At 69.1% G+C, this 13,555-nt stretch carries 10 protein-coding genes; 5 read left to right on the plus strand and 5 right to left on the minus strand.

All coding sequences use genetic code 11. From position 1 onward, the window contains the following. Positions 1 to 269: 269 nt before the first annotated feature. Complete coding sequence (locus AB0I59_RS14345) at positions 270 to 1,274, plus strand: LacI family DNA-binding transcriptional regulator (RefSeq protein WP_061254948.1); 1,005 nt, start codon at positions 270 to 272, stop codon at positions 1,272 to 1,274. After that, a complete protein-coding gene (locus AB0I59_RS14350) occupies positions 1,261 to 2,832 on the plus strand; it encodes a serine/threonine-protein kinase (RefSeq protein ID WP_063818729.1) in 1,572 nt (523 codons plus the stop codon). The genes AB0I59_RS14345 and AB0I59_RS14350 overlap by 14 nt, the downstream gene beginning before the upstream one ends. 134 nt (positions 2,833 to 2,966) lie before the next feature. Here AB0I59_RS14350 and AB0I59_RS14355 read toward each other — a convergent pair whose 3' ends face one another. The 3 genes from AB0I59_RS14355 to AB0I59_RS14365 form a co-directional block, all read right to left on the minus strand. Continuing rightward, on the minus strand, positions 2,967 to 4,595 hold the full coding sequence (locus tag AB0I59_RS14355; protein WP_358132819.1) for a glycosyl hydrolase family 8: 1,629 nt from the start codon (positions 4,593 to 4,595) through the stop codon (positions 2,967 to 2,969). Between the two features lie 6 nt (positions 4,596 to 4,601). Continuing rightward, entirely contained in the window at positions 4,602 to 5,960 is a 1,359-nt protein-coding gene (locus AB0I59_RS14360) for a carbohydrate-binding protein (RefSeq protein WP_358132821.1), read from the minus strand. Positions 5,961 to 6,029: 69 nt separating this feature from the next. Then, positions 6,030 to 8,438 (minus strand): PQQ-dependent sugar dehydrogenase, encoded by a 2,409-nt coding sequence (locus AB0I59_RS14365; protein WP_358132823.1) that lies wholly within the window; start codon positions 8,436 to 8,438, stop codon positions 6,030 to 6,032. A gap of 297 nt (positions 8,439 to 8,735) precedes the next feature. On the opposite strand from AB0I59_RS14365, the gene mscL reads away from it, so the two are divergent. The 3 genes from mscL (at position 8,736) to AB0I59_RS14380 (ending at position 10,697) form a co-directional block, all read left to right on the plus strand. Then, on the plus strand, positions 8,736 to 9,158 hold the full coding sequence (mscL, locus tag AB0I59_RS14370; protein WP_061254950.1) for a large conductance mechanosensitive channel protein MscL: 423 nt from the start codon (positions 8,736 to 8,738) through the stop codon (positions 9,156 to 9,158). A gap of 217 nt (positions 9,159 to 9,375) precedes the next feature. Then, on the plus strand, positions 9,376 to 9,726 hold the full coding sequence (locus AB0I59_RS14375; RefSeq protein WP_061254951.1) for a MerR family transcriptional regulator: 351 nt from the start codon (positions 9,376 to 9,378) through the stop codon (positions 9,724 to 9,726). Next, a complete protein-coding gene (locus AB0I59_RS14380; protein WP_358132826.1) occupies positions 9,723 to 10,697 on the plus strand; it encodes an aldo/keto reductase in 975 nt (324 codons plus the stop codon). Before AB0I59_RS14375 ends, AB0I59_RS14380 begins: the two co-directional genes overlap by 4 nt. 211 nt (positions 10,698 to 10,908) lie before the next feature. Here AB0I59_RS14380 and AB0I59_RS14385 read toward each other — a convergent pair whose 3' ends face one another. Further along, entirely contained in the window at positions 10,909 to 12,486 is a 1,578-nt protein-coding gene (locus AB0I59_RS14385; protein WP_061254953.1) for a glycoside hydrolase family 13 protein, read from the minus strand. Positions 12,487 to 12,539: 53 nt separating this feature from the next. Further along, a complete protein-coding gene (locus AB0I59_RS14390) occupies positions 12,540 to 13,547 on the minus strand; it encodes a carbohydrate ABC transporter permease (protein WP_082776766.1) in 1,008 nt (335 codons plus the stop codon). Positions 13,548 to 13,555: the final 8 nt, after the last annotated feature.

Genomic DNA, 13,555 nt, shown 5'->3' on the forward strand with positions numbered 1-13,555 from the left:
GTCACTCAGTTCGATCATGGCGGTCAAATTTCCGGTTAACCCGCTTTGGCCTCGGGATTCACCGGAACACGTTCGCTTAGTCCACGACAGAATCCCTCATTAACCGCCATAGGGAGTAGGTGGACACCTAACCTCTGACCATACCGAACGTGTGCGGAATACTCCGAAAGGTTTCATCCCGACGAAACCTCTGTTGACACGCACGAAACAGTGATACGTTCCGTTGGGAGCGCTCCCAAGCCGTAACACTTCGGGCCGAGGAGACCGGAATGGCCGATCTTCCCACCCTCGCAGAGGTAGCCGCCGCAGCCGGCGTCTCCCCGGCGACCGCGTCCCGGGTCCTGACCGGCTCGGTCCGCGTGACGACGTCCACCCGCCGCCAGGTGCATGATGCCATGTCCCGCCTCGGCTACGTACGGCGTCGCGCGCCTCGTGGTTCCGGGGGCAGGCGTACCGACCAGATCATCGCAGCAGTCGTCTGCGAACAGACACCGCGGCTCTTCAGCGAGCCCTTCTACGCACGACTGCTCGCGGGCTGCGAGGAGGTGCTCGCCGCGCATGGTGTACCGATGGTCGTGATGACCGCCACGCCCGCGACCTCGGCGATCGCCGCCCCGCCGCTCGTCGCGGGAGCCGTCGACGGAGTGCTCCTCGTGAGCGCGAGAGCACGCCATCCCCTCGCGGTCACCCTCGCGGCGTCCGGCATCCCCGTACGCTGCGCGGGCCGTCCCCCGGACGGCGTCGAGCTGCCGTACGTCGACATGGACAACAGGGATGGCGGCCGGCAGGCGGCGGAACACCTGCTGCTGAGCAACCGCCGGGCCATCGCCACCATCGCCGGCCCGCCCACGCTGCCCGCGGCCAGAGATCGCCTGGAGGGATTCCGCCAGACGCTCCGCGACGCCGGCATCTTCGACATGCCGGTGGCGTACGGCGACTTCAGCCACGCCTCCGGCGCGCACGCGATGCAGTGGCTGCTGCAACGGGCACCACATCTCGACGCCGTCTTCGCGGCGTCCGACGTGATGGCGGCCGGGGCGATGCAGACGCTGCGCCGTTCCGGCAGGAAGGTGCCCGACGACGTCGCCGTGGTCGGGTTCGACGACGCGCCGATCGCCCGGCACACGTCCCCGACCCTGACCACCGTCCGCCAGCCCGTCGAGGAACTCGCCTCGCTCGCCGCCAAACTGCTCCTCGTCTCGGTGGCCGAGGAAGGGGCATCCGAGGGCAATCCGGTACTGCCCACGGAACTGGTGGTTCGTGAATCGTCCTGAGCTCCGTGAGGGCGACGTCCTGACCCGTCGTTATCAGTTACAGGAGCGGATAGCGACGGGCGGGATGTCGGTCATCTGGCGCGCCTTCGACCAGTCCCTGCAGCGCACTGTCGCGATCAAGGTGCTGGACGGCACGCTCGACGGAGATCATCCCGGCCGCGAGCTGATCCGCCGCGAGGCCAGGGCGACCGCACGGTTGATCCACCCCGACGCCATCGAGGTCTACGACTACGGCGAGACCGTGACGAACGGCGGCAGGCTCGCCGCGTACGTGGTCATGCGCCTGCTGGAGGGGCGCTCACTGGCCGACCGGATCGTGGAGGGACCGCTGCCGTGGGCGGAGGCGGCCGCCATCGCCACCCGGCTCGCACGGGTACTCGCCGCGGCGCACGAGCGCGGCATCGTGCACCGCGACGTCACGCCGGAGAACGTGCTGCTCACCCCGGACGGTGCCAAGCTGCTCGACTTCGGCATCGCCGCGTTCACCGGCGAGGCCGACGACCACCTCGTGGCCGACTTCGGCACGCCGCCCTACGTCGCGCCCGAGCGGTTGCGCGGCATGACCGCCGATCCGGCGGTCGACGTGTACGCCCTGGGCGTGCTGCTGTTCGAAATGATCACCGGGGCTCCGCCGTACCCGGAGACGACCTGGGAGGGCATCGAGGCGGCCCGGCGCGAGAACCCGCCCCCGATCCCCGACGTGGCCGGCCTCCCCGCCGAGGTGGCCGAGCTCTGCCACCGCTGCCTCTCCCCCGATCCCCAGGTACGGCCCAGCGCCCGCGAGATGGCCGACCTGCTGACGCCGTCGCAGGGTCCGCGTGGGCGGCAGTGGCGGGGTTGGGGGGCCGCGACCGGCGCGGTGGCCATCGGTGTCCTGGTGTGGTCGCAGTACGGCGGGACGCCCGGTGGCGTGACCGCCCGGCCGCCGTCGAGCGCGTCGATCCAGGCCGCGTCGCCGTCCGGCGCTCCCGGCACCGCGGCGCCCGCGGCGGAGGATCAGGTGGAGCGCCCGCACGCCACGCCGGTCCCGGATCCGTCGGAACAGCCTGTCGCCGATCCGGTCGGTGACGCGTCGGACGATCCCGCGGGTGATTCGGCCGGCGAGCCCGTGGCCCACCCGTCGCGGGAACCCGGGACCGAGCCGAGCGGGAAACCCAGCCCCGGGGCCCGCGGGAAACCGAGGCCGACCCCGGAGGATCCTCGCCCGCAGCCCGCCCGTACGCGCCAGGCGGACACGACGTCAGGCGGCGACCCCAGCGTGTCCACACTGCCGCTCGCGACGCCGAAACCGGTGTCCCTGGACAGGGCGCTCTCCCGCTTCGACCTGATCCTGGTCGACGGCCTCTCCGGGAACGAGATCAGCGCGGACGCGGCGCTGGACCTCAAACAGGTGCTGCACAACTCCATCGACGGCCACAACCTCGAAGGCATAGCGAACGTCCGGACCAAGCTCCGCGACCGGCTGCGCGAGGGCAAGCTGACGATCGCGCTCATGCGAAAGCTCGGCACCGCCCTCGACGACGTCCACGTCGCCCTGACCCGATCCCTCGGCACGTGATCACCGCCGCGAAGGCGCCACGAGCCCGCCCCGCCGGAGGCGGGACAAGGGGTGGCGCGGCGGTGACCTGAGCGGGAGCGAGCCCGCCCCACCGGAGGCGGGACGGGCTCGGCGCAGTGGAATCGCGGCGGGGGTCAGGGCAGCCAGTAGTTGCCGGTGACGACGATCATCACCTGGAGCTGGATGCTGGTCGAGTAGTAGTCGTTCGACGTGAACGAGGTGTTGAGCATCTTCGTCCACAGGGCGTCGAGCCATGCCTGGCTGCCCGAGTCGGTCATCGCGGCCACCGCGAACGGAGCGAAGAAGGCGGGTTCGCTGCCGCTGCTGATCTGCGAACCGCTGAGCGAGTACCCGACCGCGACGTTGTTCGCGTTGCCGCCGGTCTTGCTCTTGATCCACGTGTTGATCTTCCGCGCCGAGGCGAGGGAGGCGCTGTCGCCGCTGGTCACGGCGTCGGTGCCGATACGCCACGGGTCACGGCAGGCGTTCCACCAGTACTTGCCGTCGTTCGCGTCCTCCAGCACCTCGCCGGGCGCCGGCTTGGGGGTGGTGTTGGTGTTGACCACGAAGTCCGCGAGCAGTCCGGTGCTCGACGCGTAGTTAGCCTGCTGTGAAGTGATCAGATTCTGGTGGGCCGTCCTGATCGTGTCCCACGCGGTGTCGCCGGTGGCCTTCTTGAACGCGCGGAAGTGGTCGATCAGCCAGTCGGACGAGCGCGAGGTGTAGTACAGCGAGTCGCCGGAGCTGCTCCAGTCGCCCAGCAGCATCAGCTTGGTCGTCGGGTTCACCTCGCTCTGCTTGATCGCGTTGATGTGCTTGACCGCCAGGTCCTTGTAGTTGTACGTCCCGGTGCTGCCCCACTGCTTGTCGGCCAGCAGCAGGCCGAGGGCGACGTCCAGGTCCCCGTCCGTGGCCGAGTCGGAGCCGTTGACACTCTTACAGGAGGTGTCCTGCTCGGCGGCGAGGAGGTTGGCGTTGTTCACCGACGGGTGGGCCAGCATGTACTTGACCATCCCGTCGAAGATGGTCTTCGCGTTCGGGTCGGCCCCGGCCATGGTGGCGACGATGACCATGCCGTAGCCCTGCGCCTCGGCGACGTACGGGTGGTCGGCGTCCGGCGAGATCACCTCGTACCAGCCGTTGCCGCAGTTCTGCCTGACGAAGGCGGCCTTCCACTTGGTGTAGTAGTCGATCACCTTCTGGTCGAGCGTCGCCTGCGTCCCCGTGGGCCGCAGCATCCCGGCGGCGTACGCGAACTGGTGGCTGCCGAACGGCACGGCGGGGCCGCCGCCGCTGCCGCCGTCCTGGCTGACGACGGTGAGCTTGTCCACGTTCGGCCCGCCGCCGGTGCTGGTGGCGGTGGCCCTGATCGTGTTGGAGCCGGCGTTGAGGGCGACCGTGACCGAGGTGTCGGCCCAGGTGGCCCAGTCGCCGGTGCCGTTGAACGCCTTGCCGGTCGACACCGTGGTCCCGTTGACCGCGATGTCCATCGGCCGGTTGGCGGTCGTGCCGTTGGCGTACCGGAACGTCAGCGTCGCCGATCCCGCCGCCGCGGCGGAGACCGACCACTGCACGTAGCCGCCGGTCACGTTGACGTAGTCCACGAACCCCGACCCGGTGTAGCCGGTGTGGTTGGTCGCCACCGACGCCTGCGACAGCGTCGCGTCCTCGGCCTGGTAGACGGTGGTGGCCGCCGCCGCCGGATGGACCGCGGCCAGGGGCAGCAGCAGTCCGGCGGCGATGATCAGTGATCTCATGCGCATGTCATCTCACCCTGTGTACTGGACGAAAATCTTGGTGTAGGCGTATGCGGACTGGGAGACGCCGCTGCAGGAGTCGGCGTCGGAGCCGGACCCGCAGGCCCGGTCCCGGTTGATCGACCAGAACGTCAGCCGGCCGATGTGGTGCTGCTGCGCGTACGACAACATGGTCTGGAAGTCGGCCGTCGTGACCGTCTCGTCCGCCTCGTCGGTCTTGCCGTTCATCGAGGAGAGCCCGATGCGGGTGTAGGCGACCGCGTCGCTGTAGCCGTACGCGCTCTTGACCTTGGCCTTCAGGCCCTCCATGGCGCTGACCGTCGCGGCGCCCATCGTGCCGGTGTGGCCGCCGAAGTCGAACGGCATGATCGTCCAGACGTCGTTGTCCAGCCCGGCCGCCGCGCCGCGGTTGATGAGGTCGGCTCCGGTCGAGTCGGGCCCGCTCGGCGTGGTGCCCATCGTGATGATCGTCTTTATTCCGGGGTTGTTCGTCTTGACGATCTTGAGGGCGTCCACGACGCGCTGCCGCACGCTCGCGGTGGAGAACTCGGTGTCCTCGATGTCGATGTCGATGACCTTCAGGTTGTACGCGTTGATCACCTTCTGGTACGCGCCCGCGAGTGCGGAGGCGCTGGAGCACTTCTCCCCGAGCTTGTTGCCGCTCCAGCCGCCGAACGAGATGACGACGTCGCCGCCGGCGGCGCGGATGGAGTTGATCGCCGCCTGGTCGGACCCTCCGGTGAGGGCGCGGTCACCGTCCCACTTGGGGTTGCAGGTGCCGTCGGAGAGCATGAAGGCGAGGGTGAACCACTTGACGCCGGTCGCGGTCATGACGCTGGTGGGCGACTGCGGGTTGCCCCACCCGAGGTACTCGTACGGAGCGACCGCCATGGAGGGGCCGCCCGGGTCCGGCGTGACGACGGTGAGCTTGTCGACGTTCGGGCCGCCGGTCGTCGTCGTGGCGGTGGCGCGGATCGTGTTGGCGCCGGCGGTGAGGGTGACCGGGACGGAGGCGTCGGCCCAGGTGTCCCAGTTCGCCGTGGCCGGGTAGGACGTCGACCCCACCGAGGTCCCGTTGACCGTGATGGTCATCGGGCGGTCGGCGGTCGTGCCGTTGGCGTACCTGAAGGTCAGCGTCGCCGGCCCGGCGGAGGCCGCGTCGACCGTCCACTGGATGTAGCCGCCGGTGGTGTTGACGTAGTCGACGAACCCGGTGCCGGTGTACCCGGTGTGGTTGGTCGCCACCGACGCCTGCGACAGCGTCGCGTTCTCCGCCTGGTACACGGCCGACGCCGCCTGCGCGGGCGACGCCATGGAGCCGAGTGCCCCGGCCAGGGCGACGCCGAGGACGCATGCGAATAACTTGCGCACGTGACACTCCTGCTGGTTGGGGGGTGACCCGGGCCCCGTACGCGTTCCGTACGGGACCGGGGCCGGTTGTCAGCTGATGGTGATCCGGAAGATCTTGTCCGCGCCGTTGGCGGCGCCGCCGTTGTTGTCGGCGTTGGTGGTGGTCAGCCAGAGCTGGTCGGCTCCGGGAACCTTGACCACGGTGCGCAGCCGGCCGTACGCGCCGACGTAGTAGGCGGTCGGGGTGCCGACGTTCTCCGTGTCACCGGTGATCGGGATCCGCCAGAGCCGCTCTCCGCGCAGCGCGGCCATGTAGATGACGTTGCGGACGATCGCGATGCCGCTCGGCGACGCCGTGCTCACCGACCAGGTCTTCTTCGGGTTGGTCGTGCCGGAGACGCTGCACGTGCCCTCGCAGGTCGGCCAGCCGTAGTTGCCGCCCGGCTTGATCAGGTTGAGCTCGTCGACCGAGCTGTTGCCGAACTCGGCCTCCCACAGCCTGCCGTTGCGGTCGAAGGCCAGGCCCTGCGGGTTGCGGTGGCCGTAGCTGTAGACGAGCGTCCCGAAGGGGTTTCCCGGAGCGGGGGTGCCGTCGGTTTTCATCCGCAGGATCTTGCCGTTGAGCGAGGTCGTGTCCTGGGCGAGGCTCGACGTCTGCGCGTCGCCGGTGCTCGCGTAGAGGTAGCCGTCGGGGCCGAAGGCCAGCCGGCCGCCGTTGTGGTACTTGTTCTTCTTGATCCCCTGGACCAGGATCGTGTAGCCGCTCAGCGAGGTGCCGTTGTAGGTCATCCGGACGATCCGGTTGCCCTCGGACGCGGTGTGGAAGAAGTACACATAGTGGTTGGACGCCCAGTTCGGGTCGACCGCCACACCGAGCAGGCCGCCCTCGCCGCCGGTCGTCTGCACGTTCGGCACGGTGCCGACCTGGGTCCTCGCCCCGGCCAGGGTGACCTTGAAGACCTTGAACTGGCCGGAGGTCACCTTGTCGTCCCGCTCGGTGGCGAGCGCCGTCTGCCCGTCGGGCATCCAGTGGAGGCCCCACGGGATCGTCCAGCCGGAGGAGACGGTGGTGACGGCGGACGGCACGCCGCCGTCCGCGGCGCCGCAGGCCAGGGTCGTGAAGCTCACCGCGTTACTCGCGGTGGAGGCGTTGCCCGCCGCGTCCAGGGCGACCACGGTGAGCGAGTACGGCGTGTCGCAGGCCAGGCCGGTGACGGTGGTGGAGGTGGCCGGCGGGTTGCCGGTGACGGTCTTGTACACCGAGGTCCCGCTGCGCACCTCGTACGAGGTGACTCCGACATCGTCCGTGGACGCGGTCCAGGCGAGGTCGGCGCTGGTGGCGGTGACGTTCGACCGGGTCAGCCCGGCGGGCGCGGTGGGCGGCTGCGTGTCGGTGCTCGCCAGGGTGGTGCAGGCCACCGTCTGGCTGCCGATCGACACGTTGCCGGCCGCGTCCCTGCCGAACACGGACAGGCGGTACTGCGTGTTCGGGGTGAGGCCGGTCAGGCTCGTCGAGGTCTGGCTGCCCGGCGCCTCGGCCAGCTTGTTGCCGTCGTTGTAGATGTCGTACGCGACGACGCCGACGTTGTCGGTGGAGGCGCCCCAGCTCAGGGTCAGTCCGGTGGTGCCGATGCCGCCGCAGGTCGGGGTGCCGGGCGTGGTGGGCGGCTGGATGTCGCCGCCGGACGTGGCCGCGACGGTGAGCTTGTCCACGTTCGGTCCGCCGCCCGCCGTGGTGGCCGTGGCGCGGATCGTGTTCGCGCCCGCGTTCAGGTTCGCGGTGACGGTGTCGTCGGCCCAGGTGTCCCAGTTCGCCGTGGCGGGATACGACCTCGCCCCCGCGGAGGTCCCGTTGACCGTGATGTCCATCGGCCGGTCGGTGGTCGTGCCGTTGGCGTACCGGAACGTCAGCGTCGCCGGCCCGGCGGAGGCCACCTCGACCGTCCACTGGATGTAGCCGCCGACGGCGTTCACGTAGTCGACGAACCCGGTGCCGGTGTACCCGGTGTGGTTGGTCGCCACCGACGCCTGCGACAGCGTCGCGTCCTCGGCCTGGTGGACCGATGAAGGAACGGCGACCGTCACGTCCAGATAGTCCAGGTTGGGGTTGCCACCCGCCGATGTCGCGGTCACCCGCAGCGTGTTGGCGCCGGCGTTCACGTTGGCCGTCACGGTGGAGTTCGCCCAGGTGTCCCAGTCGGTGGTCGCGCCGAACGACCGGTTGGCCGACACCGCGGCGCCGTTCACCGCGACGTCGGCCGTGCGTGCGGCGCCCGTCCCGTTGGAGTACCGCAGCACCAGCGTCGCGGTACCCGCCGCGGACGCGTTGAAGGTGAACTGGGTGTAGCTGCCGGCGACGTTGTCGCCGTTGACGAACCCGGTCCCGGAGTATCCGGTGTGGTTCGCCTCCACGGCCCCCTGCGAGATCGAGGCGTTCTCCGCCTCGTAGCGGGTCGCGGCGGAGGCGGGCCACGAGACGACGAGCTGTAAGCCGGCCACAGTGGCCAGCGAGGCTAAGAGGATCAACGGACGACGGAGGCTTCGGGGGAACACCGTGACGGCCCTCTCCGCCGGACCACGCGCCCCGGCTCCCCCGAGCGGACGCGGGCCCAGCTGATCATGACGGGACACACAAAGGTTAGGAAAGGTTCCTAACTTTGTGACTGCTATGGGAACAGCGCGGACCGTTCGCAGTCAAGGCCCAAATTTGTCGCGCCTTGACTGACCAGGTCAGGGCATACCACGCTTTGACACGCTCTTGCACACGATCAGTGACCTGGGATAAGTCGTAGCGCTATGAGTGGATTCAAGAAATTCCTGATGCGAGGGAACCTCGTCGAGCTAGCGGTCGCCGTCGTCGTCGGCGCCACCTTCAGCGGCCTCATCCAGGCCCTCGTCGCCGACCTCATCACGCCGCTGATCGGCGCGGTGACCGGCGGGAAACAGCCCGACTTCTCCGCGTACTCGTTCACGATCAACGGGAGCGAGTTCAAATACGGCGACTTCGTCAACCATGTGCTGACGTTCCTCATCATCGCCGCGGTGATCTACTGGCTGGTCGTCATGCCGATGAACCGGCTGATCAGCCTGTTCGACCGGAACAAGGAGACCACCGAGAAGGAATGCCCCGAGTGCCTGAGCACGATCCCCGTCAGGGCCCGCAGGTGCGCCTTCTGCACCGCCGAGCTCACCCCCGCCCCCGAGTCCTCCCCCGCCTGATCGCGCGTACGGCCGCCGCACCGGCAGCACCGGTGCGGCAGCGTCCTTCCCCGTCCTCCGCCATACTTTTCCGTCCCCCCAGCCCGTCTCCCGTCGTCCCTTGTCGTCCTTCGGCGTCCCCAGCCGTCCTTTCGGTGGCCGGGGTCGTCGCTCGGGACGGCGTACGAGGCCGTGTCCGGTTTGACTTGGAGCGCACTCCAAGGGCGAACCTGGAGACATGACGATCCAGGAGGCCGCACGCAGATGCGGGCTGAGCGCGGACACGCTGCGCTACTACGAGCGGATCGGGCTCATCCACGCCGTGGGCAGGAACGGCAGCGGGCACCGCGACTACGCGGAGCACGACCTGGAGTGGCTCGACTTCCTCACCAAGTTGCGCTCCACCGGTATGTCGATCGCGGACATGTGCCGCTACGCCGAACTGCGCCGTGCGGGCGCGCACACCGCCGGCGAGCGGCGCCTGATGCTGGAACGGCATCGCGAGAAGGTCGCGGCCAGGATCGCCGAGCTCACCCAGGACCTGTCGGCCCTGGACTACAAGATCAAAGCTTATCGGGAGACGACATGATCAAGCGCACGCTCGGAAACAGCGGCCTGGAGGTCTCGGCCCTCGGCCTCGGTTGCATGGGCATGTCCGAGTTCTACGGCCCGGCCGATGAGATGGAGTCGATCGCCGTCATCCACCGCGCGCTCGACCTGGGCATGAACTTCCTGGACACGGCCAACATGTACGGCAGCGGCCACAACGAGCAGCTCGTCGGCCGGGCCGTCAAGGACCGCAGGGACGAGGTCGTGCTGGCCACCAAGTTCGGCATCAGGCGCGAGGGTGGCGTCCGCTCCGTCGACAACACCCCGGAGTACATCAGGGCCGCCTGTGACGCCTCCCTCCAGCGGCTCGGCGTCGACCACATCGACCTCTACTACATGCACCGCCGCAACACCGACGTGCCGATCGAGGAGTCCGTCGGCGCGATGTCCGAACTCGTACGGCAGGGCAAGGTCAGGCACCTCGGCCTGTCCGAGGTGAGCGCGGAGACCCTGCGCGCGGCGAACGGCGTCCACCCGATCGCCGCCCTGCAGAGCGAGTACTCGCTGTTCACCCGCGGTCTGGAAGCGGAGATCCTTCCCACCGCCCGCGAGCTGGGCGTCGGGCTGGTCGCCTACTCCCCGATCAGCCGCGGCATCCTCACCGGCACCGTCCCACCGGCCGAGCAGCTTCCCGACGACGACTTCCGCAAGTGGGCACCGCGCAACCAGGGCGAGAACGCCGCGCACAACGCCGCCCTGGTCACCGAGGTCAGGAAGATCGCCGAGTCGGCCGGGATCACCCCGGCCCAGCTCTCCCTGGCCTGGCTGCTCGCACAGGGCGAGGACATCGTGCCGATTCCGGGCACCAAGCGGCTGAGCTACCTGGAGGAGAACGCCGCGGCCGCCGGCATTCCGCTGACGTCGGCCCAGTTGGCCGCGCTGGAGTCTGCCGTACCCGCTGACGCGGTGCGCGGCGCGCGCTACCCGGACATGAGCCGCATCGAGTCCTGAGCGCGTCGGCGTTCACGCCGACTCGCGGGCGCTTCCGGCGGGCGTGAATCATGGTCGCTGCATACCGTGTCGACTCGCACCGTGTCGACTCGCAGCATGCCGACTCGCATTCGTTGATTCATGTCGCGCCGGAAGCACTCGCTTGTTCCAGGCCGTCACGGGGATGTCGCCGGTCGTGCTCCACCCCGCCGTACGGCCATGATCGGTACGGCTAGACCAGCCAGGCGGTGGTGTCGGCGGGGAGCAGGTCACCGTCGAGGGGGCCGCTGGCGAGCAGGACGGACTCGTGCGGCGGCAGCCGTACGGGATCGGGGCCGAGGTTGACGACGCAGGTCACGCCGGAGTCGCGGGTGAAGGCCAGCACGCCGTCGCCCGAGGGAAGCCACGTCAGCGTGCCGTCGCCGAGCCGCTCGCGGCGCACGCGCAACGCGGCCCGGTAGAGCGACAACATCGACCCGGGATCGGCCTGCTGCGCCTCGACCGTGAGGTCCTTCCATCCGGCGGGCTGCGGCAGCCACGGCTCGCCGGTGCTGTACCCGAACGGTGGCTCGGCGCCCGACCACGGCAGTGGGACCCGGCAGCCGTCCCTGCCGGGAACGGTGTGCCCCGAGCGATGCCACATCGGGTCCTCGCGCAGGTCACCGGGGATGTCCTCGACCTCGGGCAGCCCCAGCTCCTCGCCCTGGTAGACGTAGACGCCGCCGGGCAACGCCATGGCGAGCAGCGCCGCCGCCCGCGCCCTGCGCCGGCCGAGTTCGAGGTCGGACGGAGCGCCGTCCTTGCGGTCGCCGTTGTCCCACGAGGTGTCGGCCCTGCCGTACCGGGTGACGGGGCGGGCGACGTCGTGGTTCGACAACACCCACGTCGCGGGCGCGCCCAGCGGCACGTGCGTGGCGAGGGTCATGTCGATCGCCCGGCGCAGCGCGCCGGCCTCCCACGCGGAGGACATGAAGTCGAAGTTGAATGCGGTGTGCAGCTCGTCGGGCCGCAGGTACCTGGCGAAGCGTTCCTGGTCGGGAAGCCACACCTCTCCGATGAGGATCCGCGCCGAGTAGGTGTCGCAGACCCGGCGCCACTCCCGGTAGATCTCGTGCACCCCGTCGTGGTCGGTGTACGACTCCTCGACGCTGTCGAGATCCTTGACGAGCACGGCGGCCGAGTCGATGCGGATGCCGTCCACTCCCCGGTCGAACCAGAAGCGCAGGACGTCGAGGAACTCCTCCCGTACGGCGGGGCTGGTCCAGTTGAAGTCGGGCTGCTCCGGCGCGAAGAGGTGCAGATACCACTCCCCGTCGGGGACCCGGGTCCACGCCGGACCACCGAAGATCGACTGCCAGCCGTTGGGCGGAGCGTCGCCGTTCCCCCGGCGGAACCAGAACCGCTCCCGGGCCTCCGAACCGGGACCGGCGGCCAGCGCCTCCTGGAACCAGGCGTGATGGTCAGAACCGTGGTTCGGCACCACGTCGACGATGATCCGGATGCCCAGGGCATGGGCCTCCTCGATCAGTTTCTCCGCCTCGGCCAGCGTGCCGAAGACCGGTTCGATGTTCCGATAGTCGGCGACGTCGTACCCGCCGTCCGCCATCGGCGAGGGATACCAGGGGTTGAGCCAGATCGCGTTCACGCCCAGATCGGCGAGGTACGGCAGGCGTCCCCGCAATCCGGCCAGGTCACCGGTGCCGTCGCCGTTCCCGTCGGCGAAGCTGCGCAGGTACACCTGGTAGATCGCGGCGCCACGCCACCATTCTTCGGATTGTGGAGTCGTCCCCCGAGAGGCACTGCCGGACATGCTGAATACAACTCCTCACACAGAGAGATACCTGGCCGACGCGCGAGGGCGCGTCAGCCCTTGAGGCTTCCGGCGGTGAGACCGGCCATGATGCTGCGCTGGAAGAAGAGGAAGACCACGATGGCCGGGATGCTCGCGATGACGAGCGCGGCCATGAGCACGTTCTGCGGCATCTGCGCCGATAGGGAGGCGATGCCGACGCTGATCGGCATCTTGTCGGAGTCCGGCTGCACGAGCAGCGGCCAGACGAAGTCCTTCCAGACGTTCATCACCGACAGGATGGACACCACGCCGATGATCGGCCGGGACACCGGCAGCACGATCGACCACAGGATCCGCGCGGGAGTGGCGCCGTCCATCTCGGCGGCCTCCAGCAGTTCCCGGGGGATCGAGTCGAAGAACCGCTTGAGCAGGAAGATGAAGAACCCGTTGGCGGCGGCGGGCAGCCAGATCGCCCAGGGCGTGTTCAGCAGGTTCCAGCCCAGGATCGGCAGATCCTTGACCGTCAGATACGCGGGCAGCAGGATCACCATCGGCGGGATCATCAGCGTGGTCAGCATGAGGCCGAGGACCGCCTTGCCGAGCACCGGCCGCAGCTTCGACAGGGCGTAGGCCGCCGACACGTCGACGGCCAGCGTGAACAGCCAGGCGCCGGCCGCGTAGACGACCGTGTTGCGAAGGAACAGCCCCAGGTCGAGCTGGTCCCACGCCTCCTTGTACACGTCGAAGTTGATCGACTCGGGGAAGAGCGACGGCGGGATCTGGGCCAGATCCTCCGGTGACTTCAACGCCCCGGTGACCATCCAGTACAACGGGAACAGGAAGATCACGGTGAAGCTCACCACGACGGTGACGAGGACGATCCAGTAGATCACCCGCCCGCGGGTGGTGTTCAGCGTGTGCGGCGAGATCAGGCCGCGGAATTCGCGTTCCGGCTTCCTGCCCGACCGGCGGGATCGGCGTGCCGCCTTCCTCTGGCCGGAGGCCGGCGGCGGGACGAGCCGAGCCGGTCGGCCCGACCGGACACCAGTGCCTGACGACTGAGCTGTGCTGTTCGACATCGGTGCCA

It is taken from the genome of Microtetraspora glauca (assembly GCF_040656155.1).
In the GTDB taxonomy this organism is placed as follows: Bacteria; Actinomycetota; Actinomycetes; order Streptosporangiales; family Streptosporangiaceae; genus Microtetraspora; species Microtetraspora glauca.

What these genes read in the sequence shown, in the direction of transcription:
- AB0I59_RS14375 (WP_061254951.1), top strand. Translation starts at nt 9,376, where the DNA reads ATGACGATCCAGGAGGCCGCACGCAGATGCGGGCTGAGCGCGGACACG.
- AB0I59_RS14385 (WP_061254953.1), bottom strand. Translation starts at nt 12,486, where the DNA reads ATGTCCGGCAGTGCCTCTCGGGGGACGACTCCACAATCCGAAGAATGG.
- AB0I59_RS14380 (WP_358132826.1), top strand. Translation starts at nt 9,723, where the DNA reads ATGATCAAGCGCACGCTCGGAAACAGCGGCCTGGAGGTCTCGGCCCTC.
- AB0I59_RS14355 (WP_358132819.1), bottom strand. Translation starts at nt 4,595, where the DNA reads ATGCGCATGAGATCACTGATCATCGCCGCCGGACTGCTGCTGCCCCTG.
- AB0I59_RS14345 (WP_061254948.1), top strand. Translation starts at nt 270, where the DNA reads ATGGCCGATCTTCCCACCCTCGCAGAGGTAGCCGCCGCAGCCGGCGTC.
- AB0I59_RS14390 (WP_082776766.1), bottom strand. Translation starts at nt 13,547, where the DNA reads ATGTCGAACAGCACAGCTCAGTCGTCAGGCACTGGTGTCCGGTCGGGC.
- mscL (WP_061254950.1), top strand. Translation starts at nt 8,736, where the DNA reads ATGAGTGGATTCAAGAAATTCCTGATGCGAGGGAACCTCGTCGAGCTA.